A 25,859-nucleotide genomic window follows, 5' to 3' on the forward strand; every position below is an offset into this window, starting at 1 on the left:
GTAGTGAAACGATGCATCGCCGATGGTAGTGTGGGGTTTCCCCATGTGAGAGTAGGTCATCGTCAAGATTAAATTCCGAAACCCCATTTGCGAAAGCAGATGGGGTTTTGTTTTGGGCGGTCGAAAAACGGGCGTGGCAATTCCACGCTTCCTCTGTTGGCTTCAAGCAAACCGGCATCGTCTGTGAATACGGTATCTTCAAGAGCCCACGCCTACCCGTTACGGCCTACCAAATCATGCTCAACCTGCCGTTGGGCAAATGGATACAAAGTGTTTCTGCATTTTTGGTATGGTGCAGCACATTTTCACAGGGATTGATCTTTCATCCGCAGGACGCGGCGTCGACCTTCTTCAACGAGATGCTGTAGAAATGCCTGAACCGATAACGATCAAGGATCACGAAAAAGAGAACCGCCTGGTCAACAAGCGCCTGCTCGCCTGCGCGTTGCTCGTGATTGGCATCACCTGTGCGCTGGTGGGGCGCATGTACTTCCTGCAGGTCGTACAGTTCGACTACCACTCCACGATTTCCGAGAACAACCGCGTCCACGTGCTGCCCATCACGCCGACGCGTGGGTTGATCTATGACCGTAATGGCGTCGTACTGGCCGATAACCGTCCCAGCTACAACTTGACCATCACCCGTGAGCGCACCACCGACCTCAAGGGCGAACTGGACACCATCGTCAACTTGCTGCATCTGCCCGCCGAAGACCGCGCTGTATTCGACAAGGCGCTGAAACAGGCGCGTCACCCTTTTGTGCCTGTGACATTGTTTTATGAACTTACCGAAGAGCAGATCGCGCTGCTGGCCGTAAACGAATTCCGTCTGCCTGGGGTAGACGTAGAACCGCAATTCGTTCGCCACTACCCCTTGGGCGCTCACTTTGCCCATTCGATCGGTTACGTAGGACGGATCAACGAGAAAGAATCCAAAGCCCTCGACTCGGTGGAGTACCGCGGTACCCAGTCCATCGGCAAGACCGGTATTGAGCGCTTCTACGAGTCCGAGCTGCATGGCCACGTAGGCTATGAGGAAGTCGAGACCAATGCCCAGGGCCGCGTACTTCGCGTGCTCAAGCACACCGACCCGATTCCCGGCAAAAACATCGTCCTGAGCCTCGACGTCCATCTCCAGGAAGCGGCAGAAGAAGCCCTGGGTGATCGCCGAGGTTCGGTGGTTGCCCTCGACCCGCAAACCGGTGAAGTACTGGCGATGGTCAGCAAGCCGAGCTTTGACCCGAACCTGTTCGTTACCGGTATCAGCTTCAAGGAATATGCTGCGCTGCATGATTCCATCGACCGACCGCTGTTCAACCGCGTTCTCAGAGGGCTCTATGCGCCTGGCTCGACCATCAAGCCGGAAGTCGCCATCGCCGGCCTGGACAGCGGCGTCGTCACCGCCCAAACCCGCGTGTTCGATCCCGGTTACTACCAACTGCCGGACTTTGACCACAAATACCGCAACTGGAACCACAGCGGTGACGGCTGGGTAGACATGGACGCGGCGATTATGCGCTCCAACGACACCTATTTTTACGACCTCGCCCACAAGCTCGGCATCGACCGCCTGCACGACTACTTGGCTGAGTTCGGCCTGGGTCAGAAAGTGTCGCTGGATATGTTCGAAGAGTCAGCTGGCCTGATGCCTTCCCAGGCATGGAAGCGTGCCACCCGCCGTCAACCCTGGTTCCCGGGTGAAACGGTGATCCTCGGCATCGGCCAGGGCTATATGCAGGTCACGCCGCTGCAATTGGCCCAAGCCACCGCGTTGATCGCCAACAAGGGCGTATGGAATCGACCCCACCTGGCCAAGACCATTAATGGCGTGCCGCCGGTGGACGAAAATCCCATGCCCAACGTAGTCCTCAAGAACCCGCACGACTGGGAGCAGGTCAACCACGGCATGCAACTGGTGATGCACGATCCTCGCGGTATTGCCCGTGCCGCCGCACAAGGCGCGCAATACCGCATCGCTGGTAAGAGTGGTACGGCGCAAGTGGTGGCGATCAAACAGGGCGAGCGTTACAACCGTGAAAAGACCCTGGAACGACATCGTGATAACGCGTTGTTTGTCGGCTTCGCGCCAGCTGAACACCCGAAAATCGTGATTTCGGTAATGATCGAAAACGGCGAGGCCGGTGGTCGCGTTGCAGGACCGGTCGTGCGCCAGATCATGGACGCCTGGTTACTCGATCAGGAAGGCCACTTGAAACCGCAATATGCGACCCCGGTCAAAGCGCCAGGAGACCCAAAGGTTTAAATCAAACCGTCCACTCGTCCCAGCGCTCTACGTCCTCATAGACAAGCCAGGGCACATCATGGGCTGTCCAGATGTGCGCGGTGGGCCTGGCGCCCGGATCAACATCCAGCGTCGCCACCCGCACGATGACGTGCGGTTGATGCCCACGCTCCGCCATCAGATGCGAGCCGCAGCGCGAGCAGAAATGCCTGAATTTACCTGGCGACGATTCAAAGGACGCCAACAGCTCCGCGCCCTGGGTCCAGCGAAAGTGCTCACGCATCACACCGGCTGTCGCTACGAATGCCGCCGCATGCACCTTGCGGCAGCTGTTGCAGTGGCAGTGGCTGATGGGCATGTCGAGGCCGTCTACCTGGTAGCGCACGCCTTTGCAGAAGCAACTTCCATTCAATGGGTCAGTCATAACGTATTGCCGGTTCAAGGATGGGGTCATCATCATTGCTTACAACCTAAGGTTGCGCATTATTTGATGTCGCCTACTGTCAATGGAGGAGGTGACTTATGCACGTATTAGATCGCATAGAACGAAAAGTCCTGCTCAACGCGTCACGTAAAAAGGTGTGGGAAGCCCTCACCGATGCCGAGCAATTCGGCAGCTGGTTTGGTATCGCTCTAAAAGGCAAAACCTTCGTTGCTGGGCAAACGCTCGAGGCGCCTATCACTTATCCGGGGTACGAACACGTGATCTGGAAGGCCAAAATCGAACGCATCCTGCCGCAAACGCTGTTCTCTTTCTGGTGGCACCCCTTCGCGGTCGAGAAGGGCGTCGACTACGACCAGGAAACCCCGACACTGGTGGAATTCACCATTGAAGACCGAGCGCCGGGCATTCTGCTGCGAGTGGTCGAATCGGGCTTTGACGCCGTGCCTCAGGCCCGTCGGCAAAAGGCCTTCAAGATGAACTCCCGTGGGTGGGACGAGCAGATGGGCAACATCGAAACCTACCTGAACCAGGCCCGCCAGGCCTGATCCCGATGGGCATCAGGGTTGATGCCCGTTTTTCCTGTCGAAGCCTCGCAACAAATTTGCGAGATTAAGATCTGCGCACACGGATGCCGAGTAGAATCACGCCCTGAAAGCGATTCCTGAGGTGCGGTACGGTGGATTTACAGCAGGGTTTTGTCCTGACCCGGCATTGGCGCGATACGCCGACGGGCACGGAGGTCAGTTTCTGGCTGGCCACCGACCAGGGCCCGAGGTTTATCCGCCTACCCGTGCAGACCTCCGTGATGTTCGTCCCCGAAGCCCATCGCAAGCCGCTGGATTGGCTGCTCAAGGGGGAGCGCGATATCGAATTGCGCCCGTTGCAGCTATGCGATTTCCACCACCGTCCCGTCCTGGGCTTGTATACGCGTCAGCATCGCCAGGCGATGGACGTGGAAAAGCGCCTGCGCGCCGCGGGTGTCGATGTCTACGAAGGCGACGTGCGCCCACCCGAGCGCTACATGATGGAGCGTTTCATCACGGCGCCCGTGTGGTTTGGCGGCACGCCCGATGCCAGCGGTGTGCTCTGCGACGAACAGATGAAGCCCGCGCCCGACTACCGCCCGCCGCTGAAACTGGTGTCTCTCGACATCGAGACCACCGCCCAGGGTGATCTCTATTCGATTGCCCTCGAAGGCTGCGGCGAGCGCCAGGTGTACATGCTCGGCCCGCCGAACAAAACTGACGCGGTGGACTTCAAGCTCGACTACTGCGACACCCGCGCCCAATTGCTCGAGCGCCTCAACGAGTGGCTCGCCCAGCATGACCCCGACGCGATCATCGGCTGGAACGTGGTGCAATTCGACCTGCGCGTCCTCCACGAACACGCCCAGCGCCTCAACGTGCCGCTCATGCTCGGGCGTGGCGACGAGCCGATGGCCTGGCGCGAGCACGGCAGCCGCAACCATTACTTCGCCGCGGCCGCGGGGCGGCTGATCATTGATGGTATCGAAGCCCTGCGCTCGGCCACTTGGAGCTTCGAATCCTTCAGCCTGGAAAACGTCGCGCAAACCCTGCTGGGCGAGGGTAAGGACATCTCCACACCGTACCAGCGCATGGATGAGATCAACCGCATGTTCGCCGAGGACAAGCCCGCCCTGGCGCGCTACAACCTCAAGGATTGCGAACTGGTTACGCGGATTTTCGAGAAGACCGAACTGCTCAAATTCCTGCTGGAGCGCGCCAGCGTTACGGGATTGCCGGCCGACCGCAACGGTGGCTCCGTCGCCGCGTTCACCCATTTGTATATGCCGTTGATGCACCGCCAGGGCTTCGTCGCGCCGAACCTGGGTGACAAACCACCCCAGGCCAGCCCCGGCGGCTTTGTCATGGACTCACGCCCCGGTCTCTACGAGTCGGTGCTGGTGCTCGATTACAAAAGCCTCTACCCGTCGATCATCCGCAGCTTCCTGATCGACCCGGTCGGCCTGATCGAAGGCCTCAAGTACCCGGATGACAGCGACTCGGTGGAAGGCTTTCGTGGCGCACGTTTTTCCCGCACCCGGCACTGTTTGCCGGCCATCGTCGCGCGGGTTTCCGAGGGCCGTGAAGTGGCCAAGCGCGAACACAATGCACCGCTGTCCCAAGCCCTGAAAATCATCATGAACGCCTTCTACGGTGTACTCGGTTCCAGCGGGTGCCGCTTTTTCGACACCCGACTGGCCTCGTCGATCACGATGCGCGGCCACCAGATCATGCGTCAGACCCGCGAACTGGTCGAAGCTCAGGGCTACGAGGTGATCTACGGCGACACCGACTCCACGTTCGTCTGGCTCGGCAGCGCGCACTCCCAGGAGGAGGCCAGCCGCATCGGCCGAGGGTTGGTGCAGCACGTCAATGACTGGTGGCGCGAGCACTTGCACACCACATTCGGCCTGCAAAGCGCCTTGGAATTACAGTACGAAACCCACTTCACGCGCTTCCTCATGCCAACCATCCGTGGTGCGGAGGAGGGCAGCAAAAAGCGCTACGCCGGCCTGGTGGTTCGCAGCGATGGCAGCGAAGACATGGTCTACAAAGGCCTGGAAACCGTACGCAGCGACTGGTCGCCGCTGGCCCGCCGGTTCCAGCAGGAACTCTACCAGCGCATCTTCCATCGCCAGCCCCATCAAGACTACATACGCGACTACGTACGCCGCACCTTGAGCGGCGAGTTCGATGAGTTGCTGATCTACCGCAAACGCCTGCGCCGCCGGCTGGATGATTACGAACGCAACGTGCCGCCCCATGTGCGCGCTGCGCGCCTGGCCGATGAGTACAACGACCGCTTGAACCGGCCGCGCCAATACCAGCGCGGTGGCTGGATCAGCTACGTGATCAGCGTTAACGGCCCGGAACCGTTGGAAGTGCGCCAGGCGCCCATCGACTACGACCACTACGTCACCCGGCAATTGCAGCCGGTGGCCGACGCGATCCTGCCGTTCGTGAATGACGATTTCAGCACCCTGGTCGGTGGGCAAATGGGCCTGTTTTAAAACGCTTGCCTCGTTTGTGTGAGTGCCTGCACTCTTGGGCACTGACGACCCAAACACGGCGCCGCTTCCATGACCCAGATCACACTGACCGGCACCACGGTCGAACTCCTGCCCCTGCAAAGGGCACACAAGGCCGCCTTGCTCGAGGCCGCCGCCGATGGCGAACTGTGGAACCTCAAGGTCACCCACGTACCTGGCCCGGACACCGTCGATCAATACATCGACACCGCCTTGGCGGGCCGCGACGCTGGCACCATGATCCCCTTCACCCTGGTGCGCCGCGATACCGGCCACGTGGTCGGCAGCACGCGGTTCTGGAAGGTCGACCGGGTCAATCGCAAGCTGGAAATCGGCCATACCTGGCTGGCGCTGTCCGCGCAGAAAAGCGGCATCAATACTGAAGCCAAGCTGCTGTTGCTGACCTACGCTTTCGACGTGCTCGACTGCGTGCGCGTGCAATTCACCACAGACGAACTCAACGAAAAATCCCGCGCGGCGATTCTGCGGCTCGGTGCCGTGCAGGAAGGCATCGTGCGCCACGAACGCATCATGCCCGACGGCCGCAAGCGCAACTCGGTGCGCTTCAGCATCATCGATTCGGAATGGCCGCAGGTGAAAGCCAACGTGCAGGCCAAACTGCAACGCTAGGAGGAAAAGCCCATGTACACGCTTTATGGCATCGACGAGTCCGGCTCCTGCATGATCGAAATCGCCCTGCAGCGCTGTGCGGTGCCATGGCGACGGGTAGATGCAGCCTCTTGGGCCGACGGCGAGGGCAGCGACGAACTGGCCCGCATCAACCCGCTCAAACAAGTGCCCACCCTGGTCACCCCCGACGGCCAGGTGCTGTCGGAAAGCGCCGCGATCCTGATCCACCTGGGCCTGGAGTTTCCCGCTTCTAACCTACTGGCGGGCAACCGCGCGCAGATCATTCGCGGCCTGGTGTACATCGCTGCCAATTGCTATTCGGCGATAGGCATCATCGACTACCCGCAACGCTGGCTGGGCGACGTCAATGAAACGGTGCAGGCGCAACTGGTCACCGGTACCCGGCGCTACCTGCACCAGGCCTGGGTGGTGTTCGCCGATCAGTTTGCCGACCAGTTGTTTGCCGCCAACAACGCACCCAATGCGCTGGGCTTGATGGCGGCTGCAGTGTCGCGCTGGGACGAGGCGCGGGAGGCGTTGAATGGCCTGGCGCCGGGCTTTGCCCAGACACTCGCGCAAGTGGATGCCGACCCGCTCGTAGCGCCCGTATTTGCTCGGCATTGGCCGGAATGGAAGGTCTCATAATGTTTCCGCAATCAGTGGAAACAATGCCAGCCACATCCACCAAACCCTTGCGTAGCGGGCGTCCTGACCTACGCTTTCTTAAAGTGGTGTAGGAATCATCCTTGAATTTGACTGTCGCAGACATGAAACTCAAGAACCCTGCATGGAATTTAAAGGAGGTGCGCATGCTCATCCGGTCGCTGACCCTGGCTACCTTGATGGCTTTTACGGGGCCGCTGTTGGCTGCTGATGATATCAACCCGCTCAAGCAGGACTTGGGCAAAGCCCGGCCGCTGGTGGTGGTGGAGCTTGATGCCGGCAACGACACCTTGGCGACCCTCAAGAAACAGTTGGACGAGCCTGCGACCAAGCAGTCCTTTGAAGAACGTAGCATGGTGTTCTACACCGTGAAGTTCGGCAGCATCGGTGCCGAAGGCGAGAAGTTCGCCAAGGACCCCAAGGACAACAAAAAGCTCACGCCGCCAGAGACCAACGCGCTGATACGCGCCCTCAAGCTGGGTGCGGGCAGCGGCACCAAGGTGATCCTGGTGGGCAAGGACGGCGAGAAGAAACTCGAGAAGACCGTGCCACCGGATACCCTCGACCTGAAGGAATTTTTCAGCGCTATCGACCAGATGCCGATGGCTGAAAAAGAAGCCGCCGCCGCCGCGGAACCTGAACCTGCAGCACCGCCGCCAGCCAAGGGCGCCAAGCCTGCCAAGCACGGCAGCAAGCCAGCCCCTCAGCCCCTCGACGACTGAAATACAAATCTCCAGGTGGGAGCTGCGGCGCCGCTCCCACAGTTGTATCTGCTGCGTCCTTAAGTCGGTGCCTTTTCCCCAACCGCCTTACGCACCGGAAACGGAAAGTAGAAAAACCGCAGGAACGCCACCCGCTTGATCACTTCCCCGATCAACAACGGCACCCCCACCGCCACCACAAAACCGATGCAGGCCGCGATAAGCGCAGGCAGCCCCAGACGCTCCATCAGGTCGAAGGTCTTGTGTTGGATTTCGCCGTGGAAGATCAGCAGGATCAGCGTCGACTGGCCGATGTAGGTCATCCCGCGCGTGATCAGCGCCGACACCATCAGCACCCGCGCCAGCGCCCAGCACGCGTACACCCCAATCACCGCCATCAGGCTGGTCCACAGCCAGTGATCGTAGCGACGCTGCGCCAGGTCCATGGTGTCACCTCGGTAGAGGAACACGGCGGCAAACAGCACGACCGACACCAACAGGGTCAGCAGTGAACCCGCATGGGTGCGCAGCCAGTCCCGCAGCAGATAGCCGTAGATGAAACAGGTGCTGCTGATCAGGGTGATATCCAGGCTGAACGGTAGGCCCGGCAGTACCCAAGTGCTGCCGCCCAGGGTCACCGGCCGTTGCCAGAACCACGGCAGCGTCCAGATGCCGATCAGCAAGGGCACCAGCATTACCAGGCAACGCACGGCCAGCGGCAGGCGCTGGATCAGTCGGAGCACGACCCAACTGAACAGGATCGCCACCCAGAAGTGTGGCAAAAACCACAGCGCCTGCCACGGGATGGTGTCCACCGAGGCATACAGCACGCCGCCGATATCCGGCAGCAGCGGCTGGCCACGCAGGATACTGCGCACGGTCACATAGGTGAGCATGGTGAAGAAAAACGGCTTGAGCAGGCCGTCAGCCTTGCGCACGGCCATCTCCACAAAGGGTTGTTCAGGCTTGAAGAACACCCCGGACAAAAAGAAGAACAACGGCAAGATGAACGACGCCAGTATCGGATACAGCACGTCCGGCGAGGTGGCGACGAACCAGCTGTGTGCATACACGATCACCAGGATGCCGATGCCTTTGGCGATATCCATTTGAATCCAGCGATGTTTCATCTGAGTCGTCCCGATCGATCGTTCATGCCTTGCGCCACGGCTTCAGCCACAGCCCCATCCCGAGCAACACCACGGCGCCGGCCAGGGTGCTCAGCCCCAATTGCAGCCACACGCCCTCAATCCGAAACAGCGCCAACGCCGCCGCGCCCATCAGCACGCCACTGAGCAACCATTGCCGCGCCCAGGGCAGGGCACCCAGCAAGCCCTGGCGTTGCATCAACAGCAACGCGGTGCAGAGCACTCCCGCCAGGGCCGCCAACGGAATGCCCGCCAGCCCGAATACAAACGGCAGTACCCCCAGCAACAGCACATTGACCAGGCTGCCGAGCAGCTCGCAGCGCAGTGGTTGGCGCGTGTCACCGGCGGCGTAGGCATAACGTGCGAGCAGGGCGTTCCAGGCGCCGAATACCAGCGGCACGGCAAACCAGGCCAGCAGCAGCGGCAACGGTGAGTCCAGCGATTGCGCGGGCAGCAGCAACGCCACCAGGCTTGGGGCCGCCGCCACCAGGCCGACGCCGGCGGGCAGGGTCAGCACGCTGGCGGTCTCCAGGCCACGCTTGAGCAGGGCCAGGCGCTCATCGCCCTGGCGGCGGCTCATCATGCCCAGCAGCACCTGGTTGAGGCTCATCAGCGCAATCAGCGGCAGGTTCATCAACTTGCGCGCCAGGTTGACCCAGGTCACCGCGCCTTCGCCCAGTAACGACGCCACCAGCCGTTCGATCAACGCCAATCCCTGGCTGGCACCATTGCTCAATAACAAGGGACCGATGCGTTGGCCCAATTCCCGCAGCGGCGCCAACGACAGCTGCCCATGCCACGGCCGCCAGCCCTGGCGCCACATCGATGGCAACAGCGCCAACGGCATCAACAGGCTGCCCGCCAGACAGGCCAGCGCCAGCGAATGCGGTTGGGTGGCGGTGCCGGCCAGTGCGAGGTAGGTCACCGGCGGCAGGTTGAACAACAACGAGCCCAAGCCTGCCAGCACAAAACGTTCGCTGGCCTGCAAAGGAATGCTGAACAGCGCATGCAGCATCAGCCCCGGCACGCACCAGGCGACAATCTGCAAGTTATTGCTGGCGAGCGCCGTGGCACTGGCCGCCAGGCCCGGCCCGAGCAATTGCACCAGCCACGGCGCCAACAGTGTCAGCAGCAGGCTGGTGACCAGCGCGATCAGCAGCAACGCCGGGAACAACACCGCCAACCAGCCTAGTCGCTCGTCGTCCTTGCGCGCCAGGTACAGCGGCAGCGCAGCGGCGCTCAGCACGCCACCGGCCAACGACATGCGCAGCGCCTCCGGTAAAAACAGGGCGATCAGGAACGCATCGCTGCGTTCTCCTGCGCCCCAGGCCGCCACCAGCAGCCATTCACGGGCAAAGCCCAGGCACAGGCCGAGCAGCGTCGCCAGCGTCAGCCAGACGGCGGAGCCCAGCATCAGGGCTGCGCGCCATCAAGCACGGATTCGCGAACGGCCACGCTTTTCACCTGCGGCAGGCGCGCCGGAAACAGTCGCCGCGCCTCCAGCACATTGATCCCGACCATCAGCCAGAACAGCGCAACCATCACCACCGCAAAGCTGAAGTAATGGTCGAACAGACCGCTGACCAGCGCCGAGAGAATCCCGGCGGTGGTGCCCAGCCACAGTGCATTGTCCTTGGTCAAGCGGATCGGGCCGCTGTCCGGGCGCGCTTCACGCCACCAGCGTACGGTCACCGCCACAAAGAACAGCATGCCGACGATGCCGGTCTTGTAGATGAAGTTCAGCCACAGGTTGGAGATGCCCAACAAGTCGGTGCCCGGCACCGGCGGGTCGACCTTGAAACCGATGCCGAACGGATACGCCAATACCGCCTGCGGGAACATGCGGTATTCGTCGAAACGCACTTCGGTACTGGCGTTGCTCGAGGAAAAAATCGTCGCCAGGCGTTCCTGCAACGGCGGATACGCGATCACCAGCGCCACCGTCAGCGCCGCGCCGATCATCAGCAACCGCCCGGTGTACGGCACCCGGCGCGTGGCCATCCACAGCAGCACCAGCGCCAGGCTGACCATCGCGCCACGGCTACTGGCCAGCAGCAACGCCGCCGCGCCGAGGCAGGCCACGCTCAGCCCCAATGCGCGCTTCCAGCCTTGCTCGGTCATGCCGAAGCAAAAGGCCAGGGGCAGCAGCAACGCCATGATCCCGCCGATGGCATTCGGGTGCATCCACGGTGAGCCCATGCGCGAAGACATGGCCTCCAGGCCGAATTTCAGCATGTCGAAGTTGCCGTAATTGAACAGCGCCAGGATCGGCGCGATACCGGCCCCGGAGCGTGTGCGCACGAACACCGCGATCGACAGCACCAGCATCGCCAGGCTGCCCAGCAACAAGGCGATCACCAGGGATTCGCGGTGCTTGTGGTCTACCAGCAATTTGGCGCAGAGGAACACCGACGACAGGCTCAGCAACCAGCGCAACCAATTGGCCACGCCGCTGGTGTCGGCGTGGATGGTGACCTGGCCGACGATAAACGGGAACACGCTGAACAGCATCAGCCACAACAGCATCTGGTCGGTGGGGCGGCGGGTGAGGCTCGGTGGGTCGGGCAGGCGTGTCAGCAAGTTGTGCCACAGCACCGCGCCCCAGGTCAGCGCCAGGATGGCTTCGCTGACGGTGCTACGAATGCCCAGGTTAACGGTGGAGTACGGCATGAACGTGGCGACCAGGGCAAACAACAACAGGCCCCAGAACGGAAAGCGCAGGATGGTCACTGCCCCGGCCAGGCCGATCACGGCGAGGAAAGCCTTGGCCGGTGACAGCAGCAGGGCGAGGACGCCAAACAGCAGCCCCAAGAGGATTGCGACGAGACTGGGCAGGTTCACGTTCACGTCAGCTCCTTGATCAGTTCGGCCAGGCGCCGTTGATAAGCGTGATGGTTGAAGCGTTCCGCCCATTGCCGGTGTTGCTCGGGCGATGCTTCATCGGCCTGTTCGCTCAGGCTGACCATCAACTGCTTCAACGCCGGGCCATCGGTGGGCGAAAAACGCGGTGCCGACGGTGGCGTAATCTCATCCAGCGACGTGCCGCTGGCCACTGCCACCGGGGTGCCGACGCTCAGGGCTTCGATCACTGGCAGGCCAAAGCCTTCGGCGTACGACGGTTGCCACAGGCGGGAGGCCCGGCGGTACAGCGCGTGCAGTTCGGCATCCGACACGCCACTCAGCGCGCGAATGCCCGGCAGTGCGCGCTGCGCTTCAGGCAGATGGTCGAGGCTGCCCACCAGCACCAACTCCGGCACGGCGGGGGACTGACGCCGCGCCTGTTGCCAGGCCTCCACCAGGAACGGCACGTTCTTGCGCAGCTCGCGGGTGCCCACCAGCAACCAATAGCGCTCGGGCAATTGCCGTGCGCTGAGGTCCGCTGCCAGTGCGGAAAAACCATCGACCTGGTTGGGCAGCACGCGAATCTTGCCGGCTGCCTTGGGGAACAACCGCGCGGTTTCATCGGCGCTGTACTGCGACGGCGTCCACACCCGGTCGGCGCTGTGCACCGCGTAGGCAATCGACAGGCGATCGCTGGTCTTGTAGATCAGCGCCTTCAAGCGGTTGGCGTGGTAGTTGTTCAGGGTGATCTGGAACAGGTCGTGCAACAGCACCACGGTGCGCAGCCCCTTCGGCTTGGGCGGCAAGGGCAGGCCCATGTTGAAGGTGCTGATGTACAGATCGATATGCTGCTCACGCAAGGCACGCGGTAGAAAACCGGCCTCGAAACGCAGGCGATTCTGCGGCTGGTGCATGGCGGTCTTGGCACAGCCCCAGGCCGGGCAGTGGGCCTGCAAGCGGGTTTCATCGCCCAGGGGCGCCACGGTAAACCGCTCAAGCTCAATGCCCGGCAGGCTGTGCAGGGCGCTTTCCAGCGCGTACACCTGGCGGCTGATGCCCGATTGCGGCGAGGTGCCGACGGTGCGGTAATCCAGGCCTACACGCATGCGGGCTCCTTTTGATTTTGCGGTGAAAGGGCGGCGTACACCGTTTCCAGTTGGCTGGCGGCGACGCTCCAGTCATGGGCGCGACGCACATAGGCGCGGCCGGCTTCGCCCATGGGCGCGGCGGCGTCGGGAAATTGCAGCAGGCGCACCACGGCATCCGCCAGCTTGGCGGCGGTTTGGCCGCCGAGGTAGTCCAGGCCTTCCACCAGGTCCAGCCCCGATACACCTTGCTCGGTACTCGCCAGCGGCAAGCCGGCCGCCAGCGCTTCGAGCACCTTGAGCTTGGAACCGCCGCCATGGCGCAACGGCGCCAGAAACACCGAGGAACTCGATTGCAGGCTCAGCAGGTTGGGCACAAACCCCTGCCACTCAATGCGCGGGTCCTGCCAGCGTTCCCGCCAGGTGTCGGGCATGCCGAAGCCGCACACGCTCATGCGCGCGTCCGGGCAACGCTCCCAGACCTTGGGCAGGATCTCGTCCAGGGCCCACTCGATGGCGTCCACGTTGGGGGCGTATTCATAATTGCCGAGGAACAGCACGCGGCGTGCCGACGGGTCAGGGCGGGCGGCAGCGAAGTGGTCGCAGTCCACACCATTGACCACCACCGACACCGGTTTGCCGGCGATCTTTGCCAGGGTCTGTGCATCGCTGTCGGTCACTGCCACCACCTGCGTGGCCTGGCGCATTACGCGACGTTCCCAGCGGGTGTAGCGCCATTGATCGTAGCGAATGAACGGCAGCGACCAACCCGGCAAGCGGTCGTAGGTGGCGGCGCCAAGGGCTGATTCAACGTTGTGTTCCGTCAGCACAAAGGGTTGGGATTTACGCGCCAGCGCCGCTTCGTACGGCTGGAAGCTGTAGCTGTGCTCGATCTGCACCACGTCCCAGCGCTCACCCAGCAACCAATTGAAAGTGTCCTGCAATTCACCCGACAGCCCATTCACGCTGGCCAGCAGCGGGTAGGGCGCGAACAGCCCGGCCAGCAGCGTTGTGGCGCTGCGCAGCGGGCGGCGCGGCAGGATGATCAGTTGTTCGAGAAACGCTTCCAGCACCTTGCGGTCGGTGAGTGATACCGGGTGTTTGTCCTGCAGCAGCAGGGTGATCTGGTGCCCACGTGCGGCCAGGCTGCGCAGCAGATGGAACTGGCGCGTCTTGCCGCCGCTGGTGGCAGGCCAGGGTGAGTAGGGCAAAATCCACAGAATGCGCATGGCAGGCCTTACTCCCATAACAGAATTTGCAGGTTCGACTTGACCGGTACGGTCAGGCCATTGGTACCGCTCACCGGCGTTTGTGTGCCGCGCAGCGGGTCGTACAGGGTGGCGCTGGCCAGGCCCGGCAAGTGCGCGTTGCCACCCTGGGCTGACCAGAAAAACCACAGCTTGCGGCCGTCGGCGCGGGTCCAGCCGATGCTGAACAGGCCGTCCGGCAGCTGGTCGGCGACCGGCGGATCGCCCGGCGTGAGCTTCGGTCCGCTGACGTCGAGGAAATTCTTCAATGCGGTGTAGACGGGCTTGGGGTTAGTGTCGATATCCAACAAGCCATAGGACTGATCACGGATGCTGGCGCGCTGGTCCAGGTCGCTCAAGGTGAACAGGAAGATCTTGTCGTAATCCATCGCACTCATCAGCGCCAGGCGGCGAACCACGTAGTCGGCCTGTGCCTGGGGCGTGATGATGTCCTGGGCGTCTTTGGGCCCCTTGTAGGTTGACCAGCCCCACTCGGTGCTCCACAGGGTATTCACGCCGCCGTTGCGCAGGGCCTGGTTGAGCTGGGTGGTCTTGGCGATGAAGTCCAGGTTGGCCGGGTCGTTGCCTTCGGGCAATTGGGTGTAGGGGTGATAGGACACCACCGTATTCAGGCTGGCCACGCCCAGCGCGCCCAACGCGTCGAACATGGTCTGGCCATTGGGCATTTCGCTGAAGAATGCCATGCCGGCGGCCACCACGGGTTTGTTCGGGTTTACCACCCGCAACGCTTGCGTGGTGGCGGTGAGCAGTTTGGCGTAACCCGCCGGGTCTGCCGCCGGGCGCCAGAAGCCCAGCAGGTTCGGTTCGTTCCAGACTTGCCAGGCATCGACGCTGGGGTAGCGCTGGGACAGCAACGCCATGCGGTTGGCGAACACGTTGGGGTCTTTCGGTGGGTACTGGTCCGGGTACATCGACAGCGGCGGGGCACTGGTGATAAAACGCGCCGAACCGACCAGATAAAACACCGACTTGATCTGGTTCTGTTGCAGCTTGCCTACCAGTTCATCGAGGGTCGCGAGCTTGTATTGATTCTGCGCAGTCTCCAGCTGATCCCAGTGCAAATCCAGGCGTACCCACTCCAGGCCCAGGGCCTTGAGACGGTCGATCTGCTTCTGGTAGCGCTCGGGGCTGAACCACAAGAACTGCGCGTTCACCCCCAGGAAATCCTTCCACACCACCTCCTTGCTGCCCTTGAGCACATGGCTTTCGGCGTCCGCCTGGCGACCCCACAAAAATGCGCTGAGGCCCAGGGCCGCGACCACCGCGAAGGTGGCAAGGTAGGTGCGTTTACGTGCCATAGGTCGACCCTGCAATGGCCTCTTCGAAGAGCTGCTTGAATTTCTGCGCCGTCAACGGCCAAAGACGTTCGCGGCCAATCTCCCCGGCGCGTTCGGCCCAGTCCCTGGCCAATAGCGGCGTGCGTGCCAGGCGTAACAGTTGTTCGCTGAGCGCGGCCACATCACCTTCGGGGTAGATCGCACCGTTGCCGCTGGCGACCTCCTCGGCGAACGCGCGCGCATCGGAGGTGATCGCGCCGCGCCCGCAGGCGGTGGCCCAGGACAACGCGCCGCTGGTGCCGCGCTGGCGCCCCAGCAGGCCGAGTTTTTTCGATTCGCGATACGGCAGCACCATCACATGGTGCGCCTGGATGGTCTGGGCAATTTCATCGGCGGGCAGGTTCAGCCGCCAGTCGATGCAACCGGTCAGGCCCAGCGCGGCGATCTGCGCGGTCAACTGCTCCAGGTAGTTACCGCCCGCGCCAAACGCCATTTCCGCGGCGGTGCCACCGGCCAGGGTCAGGCGCACGCGGTCGCGCAATTCGGGGGCTTGCTTGAACACATCCGCCAGGGCCTGCACCAGGTCTTCGATGCCTTTGCCACGGTAGATAAACCCAAAGTACAGCAGGTGCAGCGTGTCGAGCGACGGCAACGGGGCTGGGGGAACGGCGAGGTTGGCGTGGTTGATCACCGCCACTTTGCCGGCGGGCAGTTGCATGCGCTGGCTCAGGCAGTCGGCGCCCAGGCGGGTGAGGGTCACCAGCCGGGTCAGCCCCTTGGCAACCTGGCGTTCTTCGCGCAAGGTCAGCGGGTCGGCCAGCACCACGGCGGCCTGGGGCAATGGGCTGGGCAGGCGCTCCAGCAGGTTCAGCGGAAACGGCAGGTGCTCACGCCGCCACACCATGCGCTCCGGGTCATGCACGGTAGCCGTCAATGGCAATCGGGGGTACGCCTTGCGCAGTTCACGCAAGGCCAGGAATTCCCCCAGCCGCCCACCGCCCAGCTCGGCGTGCACCAGGTCGACGGCTTGCCAGTCGAACGCGCGGATGGCTGGCTGGATCGCCTCGGAGTTGCCCGCCACACCGGCCAACGGCGTCAGCACCGTCACACCAAGGTGTTCCAAAGCCGTGCGGAAATGGTTCGCGTAGTCGGCAATCCCGTTTTTCTCCGGCGGCAAGGGTGCGAGCAGGGCGATCCGCATCAGAACGCCCCCCGGTATTTACCGATGGTCTGCAGCACCTTGCTCGGCACTTCGAACTTGCGCCGGTTGATGATGATGCCGTCCACCTTGCCGAACGCGGTGTTGAGGATCGACAGCGCATGCTCGACCACCGGCACGGTACTTTTGCGCGCTTCCACCACCAGCCCGATCAGGTCGGCGCGGCGCAGCGCGATAAACGCTTCGCGGTTGTCCAGCAGGGCCGAGGCGTCCAGCAGCACTACTTCACCCGGCGCCGCGGGCTCCAACCCGCCGACGCGCACATTGACGCCATTCTCACGCAGCAGCTGGCGCAATTGCTCGACCACAAAGGTCACCCCTTCGCCGTGGCGTGCCGACGTCAGCCCCAGCACCAGGCCCTCTTCGGCGATGCGGTCGGGCTGCAGCAAACTGTACAGCCGGTAGATGCTCGCATTGAACGCGTTGGCACTTTGCGCGGTGGTGGTGTCCAGCTCCGGCAGGGTGGTCCACAGCGGCAGGCCGAACTTGCGTTCCACCAGGCCACCGTCGTGAATGCGCTGGTCGAGCAGGTAGCACAGGTAGATCACCAGCAAGCCGACGACGATGGCAAACGGGATCGCCAGGAACAGCATCACCAGGGTTTTCGGGAAGATCCGGCCCGGGTTCAGGGTGGCTTCTTCGATCACGGCGATGTTGCTGATCTGGCTGTTGTCCAGCTCGCGGTCGATGCGCGATTTTTCCAGGTTGTCCACGTACAGCGCGTAGTTGCGCTCGGTGGTGTTCAGCTCGCGGGAGAGGCGCGCCAGTTCGGGTTCGATTTCCAGGGCTTGCTTGCGTTGTTCTTCGAGGTTCAACAGTTGTTTTTGCTGTTGGACCAACTGGGTACGCAGCGCCTGGTTGTTGCTGGTTTCGTCCAGCAGCACGCGCTGCAGGTGGATTTCCAGGGTGTTCGGCGCGCGGTTCTCCGAGGCTTGCACCGTGTTGCTCTCATTGGCGACCTGAACCTGCATCGCACGGATCGAGGCATCGAGGGCTTTGACCGGCGGCGCGTTGTCGGTGTAGGTGCGCATCATGTCGGCCTTTTCCAGCAGCTTCTGGTTAAGCAGGCGACGCAAATCCTGCTGCTGCGGGTTCAGTGCGATCTGGCGCACCGTGGTGACTTCCTTGGGCTGGCCCTTGAGCTGGCTGCGCGTGCTCTGGATGGCGCTGTCGGACGAAGCGATCAGTCGCGTGGTGTTGAAGGTCTCGCCGCGCAGCACGTTGATGCGCTCGGACAGGTCTTCCAAACGGTCGGTGATGCTGGCGGCGCCGATCTCATTCAGGTGGATGAGGATCTGCTGCTTGTAGCTCTTGATCTCAGTGGCGCTGTTGGCCGCCTGGCCTTCGTAGAAGGCGTACAGGCTCTTGCGGCCCAGGGCCTGGGTGCGTTCGTTGATGTAGGTTTCGACCCAATCCTTGACCACCGCCTGGGCGATCTCCGGGTCGCCCCACTTGAAGCTGATGTCCATCACCGTGGAACCGGCGGCGTGGCTCACCTCAAAGTTCTTTTCCAGGCCGGCGGCCAGGCGTTCCACCGGGGTGGTTTTCTCAACCACACCGACGGTTTCCAGCACCACGCGGATGCCGTCGAACACCGCCCCCACGCCGCTCTTGACGTAGTATTTGGTGCGCTTCCAGAAGCCTTCCGGCGGCGGCGCGTTGTCGATCACTTCCAGGTAATGTTCAGCCACGGCGCGCACGATGGGGCGACCGGTGAGCAAACGCTCCTCGTCGACAATCGGGTCACGCTGGGTGCTGGGCATCACCAGCGCCTGGCGGTTGCTGATCTCGATCGGCAGGGTCGAATCACGCCCCGGTTTCACCAACAGCCGCGCAGTGGATTCGTACTTGGCCGGCAGCAGGAACGCCCCCAGCAGGATGATCACCAGCGCGGCAATCGCCGCCAGTTTGAACTCGTGCCGGAAGATGAAGAACAAGCGCAGAAGATCACGAAAAGAACGGATCTCGATCATTGGGATGTCGCTCCTTTAGTTGTTGCCGCCGCTGGTTCGGGTGTAGTTGTAGCCAACCCCAATGGACTTGGTGAACGGGATCAGTTGGTTCATGTAGGTGTCCACCCCTTGGATCCGCTCGCCCACGTTCGACTTGGGCACGAACACCACATCGCCACGTTGCAGGTGCACGGGTTTGCGGCCATTGGGGCCGGTGTTAAGCAGTTGGCTGAAGTCCAGGAAATACGCGCGATACGCGCCCTGGGCGTCTTCGCGCAGCAGGGCGACCATGCTGGCATTGCCTGCCGGGCTGACCCCGCCGGCACCGATAATCGCCTGCTCCAGGGTGTTGGCCGTGGCGATTTGCACCGCCGTCGGGTTGTTCACCGCGCCGCCGACAATGATTGAACTGGCGGGCGCCTGGTTGATGTTCACCGTCACGCGTGGCTCGCGGTACACCGGGGCGAGCTTGCTGGTCAGCTCCGTGGCCAGCTCCGAAGGCTGGCGCCCGGCGACCTGGATCGGCCCCAGGAACGGGTAGTTGATCTTGCCGTCGGTCTGCACGGTGTACAGCGTCAGCTCGTAGATGGTGCTGACGTTGAACGCCGACAGCGTCGGCATCTCGCCGGCATCGCGCACGATGCGCAACTGGTCGCCGATGCGGATGCGCTCCACCGCCGGTGGCAGCTGGGCAAGCTGGTCGAGGGCGCGCTTGCCGGCCTCGACGGTGTCGCTGTCCGGCGGGACGATGCGCGCCGGTGTATTGCAGGCGGCCAGGGCCATCATGGCCACGACGAGCAGGGTTTGTTTCATCAAGGGGGACTTCCTGTAGGTCATGATGCTCACCTCCAATAACCGGGAAACATGCTGATGCGCCGCTTGAGGGCGAGGGGGAGGCGACGCTCCAGATGGCCCAGCCGATAGCCGAGCAGTTTGAACGCACTGCGCACCAGCACTTCGGGGACGCGGTGCAAGGCGCCGGCCTTGCGCAAGGCTGCGAGTTCGGCCAGCACATAGCGCTTGCCTTCGCCCCCCGCATCGCCAAAGGCCTGCTTGATCCACGGCTCGCGGCCATAGAACACACCAATGTCGAAGTAGCGGTGAAACTCATCCATGAGCTTGTAATCGTGGGAGTGATGCACCAGCGCCGTGGCGGCGTAGCGCACCTTGTAGCCGTCGAGCAGCATGCGCGCCGCCACGAAAGCGTCTTCGCTGCCGATCACGTCGGCCGGGAACCCGCCCACCGCTTGCAGCACGCTGCGCCGGTACACGGAAAACGAGTCGGAACTGAAGCAGGTCTTGATCCCCAGTTCCGGAGCATCGGCCAGGCTTTTGCTGCGGCTCTGTTCCGGGTAGTTGAAGTGCCGCGATTGCGCGCCCAACACGCCCGCATCGGGGTGGGGCAACTGGCGCCCGTAGGCCACGCCGTTGAGCGGGTCCTGTTGCAACTCCGCGAGCAGGTTGGCGAAGGTTTCCGGGGTGGCGGGAATCGCGTCCTGGGTCATCACGATCAACGCGTCGCCGCTCACCTGTTCGCTGGCCCAGCGCCGGGTGCCGCCGTGGTTGAAGTCGCGCGCGTCGATCACCTCGACCCGTGCACCAAACGCGCGAAAGCGCGCCACGGTGTCATCGCTGGAGGCGCTGTCCACCACCAGCGTTTCGTCAGGTTGCAGGGTTTGCATCTTCAGCGCCGGCAGCAAGCGGGCCAGATGGCTGGAGGCGTTACGGGTCGGGATGATCAATGAGGTGCGCATGTCATTTTTTCACGTCTGCCGGGGCGCGCCCGTAGATGTCGTCGAAGCGCACGATGTCGTCCTCGCCCAGGTACTCGCCGCTCTGCACCTCGATCATCACCAGGTCGATGATGCCGGGGTTGGTCAGCCGGTGTTTGTGCCCGGCCGGGATGTAGGTGGACTCGTTGGCGTTGATCAAAAATTCACGCTCGCCGTTGGTGATCTGCGCCGCGCCGCTGACCACCACCCAGTGTTCGCTGCGGTGGTGATGCATCTGCAGTGACAGCGACGCCTGGGGCTTGACCACGATGCGCTTTATCTTGAAGCGACTGCTTTCCTCCAGCACGGTGTAGGTGCCCCACGGCCGTGTGACCGTGCGGTGCAGGCTGTACGCCGGATGGTTCTGACGCTTGAGCTCGGCAACGATGTAGCGCACGTCCTGGCTGCGGTGGGCGTCGGCGATCAATAGCGCATCGGGGGTGTCGACGATGATCAGGTCGCGCACGCCCACGGCGCCGAGTACGCGCTTGGGCGAGTCGATGTAGCAGTTGTGCACGTCATGCAAAATCGCTTCGCCATTGACTTGGTTGCCATGCGCATCGCTGGGGGTGAGCTGGCGCAGGGCCTCCCACGAGCCGATATCGCTCCAGCCGATGTCGCAGGGCACCACGGCGACTTGCTTGGACTTCTCCATCAGCGCCACGTCGATGGACACATCCGGCGCACTGCCGAATGCTTCCGAGTCGAGTTCACGCTGGCGTGAGGTTTTGTTTTGCAGGCTCTGGCTGTGGTCCAGCGCGGCGCGGGCGGATTCCAGCACGTCGGGGGCATGGGCGGCGAGTTCCTCCACCAGGGTGCTGGCCTTGAAGCAGAACATGCCGGCGTTCCACAGGTGCTTGCCGCCGTCGAGGTAGCCCTGGGCGGTGGCCAAGTCGGGTTTTTCGACGAAGCGCTTGACCCGGTTGCCGGTGCTCAGCGGCTCGCCCTGTTCGATATAGCCAAAGCCGGTTTCCGCGTGATCGGGCTGGATGCCGAAGGTCACCAGGTAGCCGGCTTCGGCCAGGTCGCGGGCCTGAGTCACGGCCTCGGCGAACGCCACTTCATTGAGGATCAGATGGTCGGCGGGCATCACCAGCAACTGTGCCTCACCGCCGAAATGTTCCTGCACATGCAGCGCCGCCACGGCAATCGCTGCCGCCGTGTTGCGGCCGAACGGTTCGAGCAACAGGTCCAGGGGCAGGTGGGCCTTGTTGACCAGGCGGTAGTCATCCAGGGTGCGGAACAGCAGGTCGCGGTTGGTCACCGTCAACACGCTTTCCACGCCGGGCAATTTGGCCGCGCGCTGGAAGGTTTTCTGCAGCAGGCTCTGGCCATCGCGCATGCGCATGAACGGCTTGGGCATGTTCTGCCGCGACACCGGCCACAGCCGCGTGCCCGAACCACCGGAAATGATGCAGGGAATTAATCCGTTGAGTGTGTTCATCAATACACTTCCTTGGTGGAAAGGACGGCGGGGACCGTCATGAAGACGATGTACAAGTCAAACCACACCGACCACTTGGAGATGTACTCCAAGTCGTACTCGACACGTTTCTGGATCTTGAACAGGGTGTCGGTCTCGCCCCGGTAACCATTGATCTGCGCCCAACCGGTGATGCCCGGTTTTACCCGGTGCCGTGAGCTGTATTCGCTCACCGCTACCTCGAAGGGAACGCCTGCCGCCTTGGTCGCGGTGGCATGCGGGCGCGGGCCGACCATGGACATGTTGCCCAGTAGCACGTTGAACAACTGTGGCAGCTCGTCGATGCTGGTCTTGCGGATGATGCGGCCCACGCGGGTGATGCGTGGGTCTTCGCGGGTGGTCTGGCGTTCGGCGGTGAAGTCGCTCTGGTCGGTGTACATCGAGCGGAATTTGAACACGCGGATTTCGTTGTCGTTGTAGCCATAGCGGTTCTGGCGAAACAGCACCGGGCCCTTGGAGTCGAGCTTGATCGCAATCGCCGTCGCCAACATCACTGGTGACAGGCACACCAGCGCCAGGCTGGCCAACAGTAAGTCCTCACAGCGTTTGATCACCGGCGACCAGCCGCGCAGCGGCAACTGCGAGGTGTTGAACATCAAGATGCCGCCCACATCGGTGATTTTGCTATGGCCGTAGCGCAGGGCAGCCATGTCCGGCACCAGCATGACATTCACCGACAGCTGCCGCAGGCGGTTGACCAGCCCGTGGATGCGCTGCTCGGCGGCCCAGGGCAGGCAGATCATCACCTGATTGACCTGCTCGGCGCGGATCAGCTTTTCCAAGTCGCGGGTGTTGCCCAGCAGGGGCAGGTTGCTCAGTTCCTTGGGAATGCGCTCGGTGCGGTCGTCGATAAACCCCACCAACCCGGAGCGGATATCACCGTTGCGCTGCAGGTGATCGGCAACATGCACAGCGGTGTCGGTAAACCCCAGGATCACCGTGCGTTGCAGGTATTTGCCGGCGCGCATCAGCCGGCTGTACAGGCGCAGCATCACCAGGCGCTCAAGGCAAAACAAGCCCAGGCTGGCGATGTACCAGACCACCAGGTTACGCGGGGTCAATTGCGGGAAAAACTGCAGGATCTGGTACATGAACAGCAGAATGCAAAACGCCGCGGTCCAGGCCTTGATCTTGATTTTCAGGCGCAGGCGGTTGCTGAACAATTCCTCGGAATAGATGCCCAGGGCCTGGAACAGAATAATGGTCAGGACCGCGAAAAAAACCAGCAGGCCCAGGAAGTGGGCGCGCAGCTCGGGGTCCATCGGGTCCAGGATGAGCACCAGGACCAGTGGGGGTAAAATGGCACTCAAGCCATGGATCAACTTGACGAATACAACAAAGAACTCAACAAAACCGGCGCGCGTTAAAAACAGGCTGTCGACGGACGACTTATCTCGCATATAAACATCCCTCATTGCACTCCAGATTCCACTGTTCGGCTATTGGCTCAATAAGGCGGCGAGCCGCTTTAGAACGTAGACCGAACGACTACTCTGGGTAATACGCAACTTTCCAATTCAAATGCACGATACAAAAACAACTAACCATTTGAATTGATCTTGCGGGGGTAGTGACTAAAGGAGTGTTCCTTGTATGGTTAGTCAATTGATTGACGATGCTGCGGGAGTGTCGTGCTAGATAGGTTGACCAGTCTTTTTTGAGGCATTTTATTGACGTTCCTTGTCTGAAAACTCAGTCATTGGCTGTGTTTTTGAGTGTAGGAACAAATGCAGGATTTTGCCTGCTTAAAGGTGAAACCTTTTTCGAAACGAGGTAGAAAAGGGGGACAAAGAGGGTGTGGAAAGGCGCACTTAGTGCCCTGCCACCGGGGCTTTCGCCGGAGCAGAAGTTGCTTTTCAAACTCACTGTAAAATTGCGTGGTTCACCGTAGAAGTTGCCCCAGGAGGCGGTGCCGACCGTGTTGTAATAGCTTTTGTCGAACAAATTGTTGCCGTTGAGTGCCACGGTCCAGGCATCCTGGCGCAGCCGTCTTAATTAATAATGTTTCGCATCACACAGTCGTTGGGCGTAACCCTTCGCAAGTGCCGCAGCGCAATGTATCCAGCACAATTTTTTGTCCGCCCTGGGTGCACGGACTAATCTGCAGGCTTTTCCCGGTGGAAGGCTTGAGCATGATCGACCTCGCGACCCTGGCGGTTTTTTCCGGTGCTGTGCTGTTGTTGCTGTTGTCCCCGGGGCCGAACATGGCCTTTGTGATCAGCCATGGCGTCACCCACGGTTGGCGCGGGGGGATGGCATCGGCCCTGGGTATCGGCGTGGCCGACGTGCTGTTGACGGCCTTGACCGCTACCGGGGTGACGGCGTTGGTTGCCAGTTGGCCGCCGTCCTTTGATGTGATCCGGTATGCGGGGGTGGTCTACCTGTTGTGGCTGGTGTTCAAGACCTTGCAGAAAAGCCCTGGGCCGGACGCGGCGCACATCAACCGCGTGCCCTTGGGCCGGGTGTTTCTGCAGGCCATGCTCAATAGCCTGCTCAACCCCAAGGCGTTGTTGTTTTTTGTGGTGTTTTTGCCGCAGTTTGTACGTCCGGAAGCAGGGGCCATTGCGGTGCAGTTGATGGTGCTTGGGGGGGTGTTGACCTTGATTGCAGCTGTATTTCATGTGCTGCTGGGTATTTTTGGGGGGGCGCTGAGGCGGTTTTTTGCTGGTCGCTCAAAAGGTGCTTGGCTACAGAAATGGGGCTTGGCGACGGTGCTGACGGTACTGGCGGTGCGTTTGGCGGTGATGTCTCGGCCTGCGTGACTTGAGAGTACGGCTTAGCCAAATGTGGGAGCTGGCTAGCCTGCGATGTGGGTACCTCGGTGTATGAGGTTCACCGTGGACCTGTGGCGAGGGTGCTTGCTCCCGCGGGCGGCCTAACGGCCGACCGCAATCTGACTGTTGCACCGCGATCAAAATGTGGGAGTGGGCTTGCTCGCGAAGGCGGCCTGGCAGGCGATGTGGGTGTTGGATCAGACTGGGTACATATCCGTTATTTAGGTCACGGCTGCTATGGGTTCCGCCCTTACGGCGGGTCACTTTTGGAAAAGAGCCCCAAAAGTAACCAAAAAGGCTCTTGCCCCAACACTCGGCACCTCGCTCACGCTCGGTGTGCCCGTAATCCGATAGGTATTTGGGGGGCCGCCGCCACGCGCCATCCATGGCGCGGGGCGGCTAAACCGGCATCCCTGCCGGTTTACCCCCCAAATCCCTGTCGAATTCCGGCCAGCGTGTTTGACGGGGCGCCTGAGATCAAAAGCTAGATCAAGATCAGGATCAAGAGCGGCTCGCTTCGCATCGTGGTTAGTGGAGGGGCTGCACAGTTGTGTCGATAACTTTGGTTATCGCCGGCGAGCCGGCGCTTGCAGGTGTTTTGCAGAATCAGCCTAACCGTGCAGCCGCGCGTGCGACGATCTCGCCGCGCACCCTGCGCGATTCGGTGGTGCGTTTGTTGGCTTCTTCCAGCACGTGCTGGGGCGCGGTGTCCGGGCGGCCGGAGTTGAAGGGGGGCGCCGGCGCGTATTCGATCTGCAATTGCACCAGCTGCGCCGCCGCTTCGCTGTACAGCTCGGCCGCCAGGCTCAGGGCGAAGTCGATGCCGGCGGTGATGCCGCCGCCGGTCAGCAGGTTGCCGTCACGCACCACGCGTGCCTGCACGGGGATGGCGCCGAGCGGGGCGAGCATGTCGTGGTAGGCCCAGTGGGTCGTCGCCTGGCGGCCACGCAGCAAACCCGCCGCGCCCAGTACCAGCGAGCCGGTGCACACCGAGGTCACGTAGCGCGCGGTTTGCGCCTGGGCCTTGAGGAAGTCCAGGGTCTGCGGGTCTTCCATCAGTGCGCCCACGCCGGAACCGCCGGGCACGCAGATCACATCCAGGCGTGGGCACTCGGCATAGGTCATGGTCGGGGTGAACACCAGGCCGGTGCTGGAGGTGACGGGTTCCAGGTCTTTCCACACCAGGTGCAGTTTCACATCCGGCAACGAACCCAGTACGTCATAAGGGCCGGTGAGGTCCAGCTGCTGGATGCCGGGGAACAACAGAAAGCCGATCTGCAAGGTCATGAATGAAGCTCCGTCAAAGG

The 25,859-nt window shown here is 62.1% G+C and carries 23 protein-coding genes; 8 read left to right on the forward strand and 15 right to left on the reverse strand.

Features of this window, described 5'->3' with window-relative positions; translation table 11 throughout:
* Positions 1–107: 107 nt before the first annotated feature.
* Together AC3ZU9_RS16890 and mrdA are read left to right on the forward strand one after the other, a co-directional pair.
* A complete protein-coding gene (locus tag AC3ZU9_RS16890; protein ID WP_490091016.1) occupies positions 108–368 on the forward strand; it encodes a hypothetical protein in 261 nt (86 codons plus the stop codon).
* Positions 369–370: 2 nt separating this feature from the next.
* Complete coding sequence (mrdA, locus tag AC3ZU9_RS16895) at positions 371–2,263, forward strand: penicillin-binding protein 2 (protein ID WP_490091017.1); 1,893 nt, start codon at positions 371–373, stop codon at positions 2,261–2,263.
* Position 2,264: 1 nt separating this feature from the next.
* Here the strand turns inward: mrdA and AC3ZU9_RS16900 are convergent, their stop codons facing one another.
* A complete protein-coding gene (locus tag AC3ZU9_RS16900) occupies positions 2,265–2,666 on the reverse strand; it encodes a GFA family protein (RefSeq protein ID WP_093545240.1) in 402 nt (133 codons plus the stop codon).
* A 98-nt stretch (positions 2,667–2,764) separates the two neighbouring features.
* Here AC3ZU9_RS16900 and AC3ZU9_RS16905 point away from each other — a divergent pair, with 98 nt between their 5' ends.
* The 5 genes from AC3ZU9_RS16905 to AC3ZU9_RS16925 all read left to right on the forward strand — a co-directional run bounded on the left by AC3ZU9_RS16905 (position 2,765) and on the right by AC3ZU9_RS16925 (position 7,754).
* Positions 2,765–3,232, forward strand: a complete 468-nt coding sequence (locus AC3ZU9_RS16905; protein ID WP_012723311.1) for an SRPBCC family protein — start codon at positions 2,765–2,767, stop codon at positions 3,230–3,232.
* A gap of 131 nt (positions 3,233–3,363) precedes the next feature.
* Positions 3,364–5,721 carry a DNA polymerase II gene (locus AC3ZU9_RS16910; protein WP_490091018.1) on the forward strand — a complete coding sequence of 786 codons (2,358 nt, stop codon included), beginning with the start codon at positions 3,364–3,366 and terminating at the stop codon, positions 5,719–5,721.
* 69 nt (positions 5,722–5,790) lie between these two features.
* Positions 5,791–6,369 (forward strand): GNAT family N-acetyltransferase, encoded by a 579-nt coding sequence (locus AC3ZU9_RS16915; protein ID WP_012723313.1) that lies wholly within the window; start codon positions 5,791–5,793, stop codon positions 6,367–6,369.
* A 12-nt stretch (positions 6,370–6,381) separates the two neighbouring features.
* Positions 6,382–7,014, forward strand: coding sequence for a glutathione S-transferase N-terminal domain-containing protein (locus AC3ZU9_RS16920; protein WP_012723314.1), 633 nt, complete (start codon positions 6,382–6,384; stop codon positions 7,012–7,014).
* Between the two features lie 164 nt (positions 7,015–7,178).
* Positions 7,179–7,754: a DUF4174 domain-containing protein gene (locus tag AC3ZU9_RS16925; RefSeq protein WP_043205117.1), complete on the forward strand. Its 576-nt coding sequence runs from the start codon at positions 7,179–7,181 to the stop codon at positions 7,752–7,754.
* Between the two features lie 59 nt (positions 7,755–7,813).
* On the opposite strand, the gene AC3ZU9_RS16930 is transcribed toward AC3ZU9_RS16925, so the two are convergent.
* The 13 genes from AC3ZU9_RS16930 to AC3ZU9_RS16990 all read right to left on the reverse strand — a co-directional run bounded on the left by AC3ZU9_RS16930 (position 7,814) and on the right by AC3ZU9_RS16990 (position 23,743).
* Positions 7,814–8,863: an acyltransferase family protein gene (locus AC3ZU9_RS16930; RefSeq protein WP_122810711.1), complete on the reverse strand. Its 1,050-nt coding sequence runs from the start codon at positions 8,861–8,863 to the stop codon at positions 7,814–7,816.
* A gap of 22 nt (positions 8,864–8,885) precedes the next feature.
* Positions 8,886–10,295: a lipid II flippase MurJ gene (locus AC3ZU9_RS16935; RefSeq protein WP_093544931.1), complete on the reverse strand. Its 1,410-nt coding sequence runs from the start codon at positions 10,293–10,295 to the stop codon at positions 8,886–8,888.
* Positions 10,295–11,722, reverse strand: a complete 1,428-nt coding sequence (locus tag AC3ZU9_RS16940; RefSeq protein WP_490091092.1) for an O-antigen ligase family protein — start codon at positions 11,720–11,722, stop codon at positions 10,295–10,297. Before AC3ZU9_RS16940 ends, AC3ZU9_RS16935 begins: the two co-directional genes overlap by 1 nt.
* Positions 11,723–11,724: 2 nt before the next feature.
* Positions 11,725–12,828: a glycosyltransferase family 4 protein gene (locus AC3ZU9_RS16945; protein WP_490091019.1), complete on the reverse strand. Its 1,104-nt coding sequence runs from the start codon at positions 12,826–12,828 to the stop codon at positions 11,725–11,727.
* Positions 12,819–14,036: a glycosyltransferase family 4 protein gene (locus tag AC3ZU9_RS16950; RefSeq protein ID WP_093544937.1), complete on the reverse strand. Its 1,218-nt coding sequence runs from the start codon at positions 14,034–14,036 to the stop codon at positions 12,819–12,821. The genes AC3ZU9_RS16945 and AC3ZU9_RS16950 overlap by 10 nt, the downstream gene beginning before the upstream one ends.
* 8 nt (positions 14,037–14,044) lie before the next feature.
* Positions 14,045–15,373 carry a GH39 family glycosyl hydrolase gene (locus AC3ZU9_RS16955; RefSeq protein WP_064052981.1) on the reverse strand — a complete coding sequence of 443 codons (1,329 nt, stop codon included), beginning with the start codon at positions 15,371–15,373 and terminating at the stop codon, positions 14,045–14,047.
* Positions 15,363–16,553, reverse strand: a complete 1,191-nt coding sequence (locus AC3ZU9_RS16960) for a glycosyltransferase (RefSeq protein WP_012723322.1) — start codon at positions 16,551–16,553, stop codon at positions 15,363–15,365. The genes AC3ZU9_RS16955 and AC3ZU9_RS16960 overlap by 11 nt, the downstream gene beginning before the upstream one ends.
* A complete protein-coding gene (locus AC3ZU9_RS16965) occupies positions 16,553–18,544 on the reverse strand; it encodes a GumC family protein (RefSeq protein ID WP_046036743.1) in 1,992 nt (663 codons plus the stop codon). Before AC3ZU9_RS16965 ends, AC3ZU9_RS16960 begins: the two co-directional genes overlap by 1 nt.
* A gap of 15 nt (positions 18,545–18,559) precedes the next feature.
* A complete protein-coding gene (locus AC3ZU9_RS16970) occupies positions 18,560–19,336 on the reverse strand; it encodes a polysaccharide biosynthesis/export family protein (RefSeq protein WP_102060968.1) in 777 nt (258 codons plus the stop codon).
* A 29-nt stretch (positions 19,337–19,365) separates the two neighbouring features.
* Positions 19,366–20,277 (reverse strand): glycosyltransferase family 2 protein, encoded by a 912-nt coding sequence (locus tag AC3ZU9_RS16975; RefSeq protein ID WP_012723325.1) that lies wholly within the window; start codon positions 20,275–20,277, stop codon positions 19,366–19,368.
* A 1-nt stretch (position 20,278) separates the two neighbouring features.
* A complete protein-coding gene (locus AC3ZU9_RS16980) occupies positions 20,279–21,739 on the reverse strand; it encodes a mannose-1-phosphate guanylyltransferase/mannose-6-phosphate isomerase (RefSeq protein WP_490091020.1) in 1,461 nt (486 codons plus the stop codon).
* Positions 21,739–23,178 (reverse strand): undecaprenyl-phosphate glucose phosphotransferase, encoded by a 1,440-nt coding sequence (locus AC3ZU9_RS16985; protein WP_046036744.1) that lies wholly within the window; start codon positions 23,176–23,178, stop codon positions 21,739–21,741. The genes AC3ZU9_RS16980 and AC3ZU9_RS16985 overlap by 1 nt, the downstream gene beginning before the upstream one ends.
* Positions 23,179–23,470: 292 nt before the next feature.
* Positions 23,471–23,743, reverse strand: a complete 273-nt coding sequence (locus AC3ZU9_RS16990) for a TonB-dependent receptor (RefSeq protein ID WP_093544950.1) — start codon at positions 23,741–23,743, stop codon at positions 23,471–23,473.
* A 167-nt stretch (positions 23,744–23,910) separates the two neighbouring features.
* Here AC3ZU9_RS16990 and AC3ZU9_RS16995 point away from each other — a divergent pair, with 167 nt between their 5' ends.
* The gene (locus AC3ZU9_RS16995; RefSeq protein ID WP_102060969.1) at positions 23,911–24,540 is read left to right on the forward strand and encodes a LysE family translocator; all 630 of its coding nucleotides are present in this window, start codon (positions 23,911–23,913) and stop codon (positions 24,538–24,540) included.
* A gap of 618 nt (positions 24,541–25,158) precedes the next feature.
* Here AC3ZU9_RS16995 and AC3ZU9_RS17000 read toward each other — a convergent pair.
* Positions 25,159–25,839, reverse strand: a complete 681-nt coding sequence (locus AC3ZU9_RS17000) for a DJ-1/PfpI family protein (protein ID WP_012723329.1) — start codon at positions 25,837–25,839, stop codon at positions 25,159–25,161.
* Positions 25,840–25,859: the final 20 nt, after the last annotated feature.

The sequence above is a fragment of the Pseudomonas sp. A39 genome (assembly GCF_058145955.1).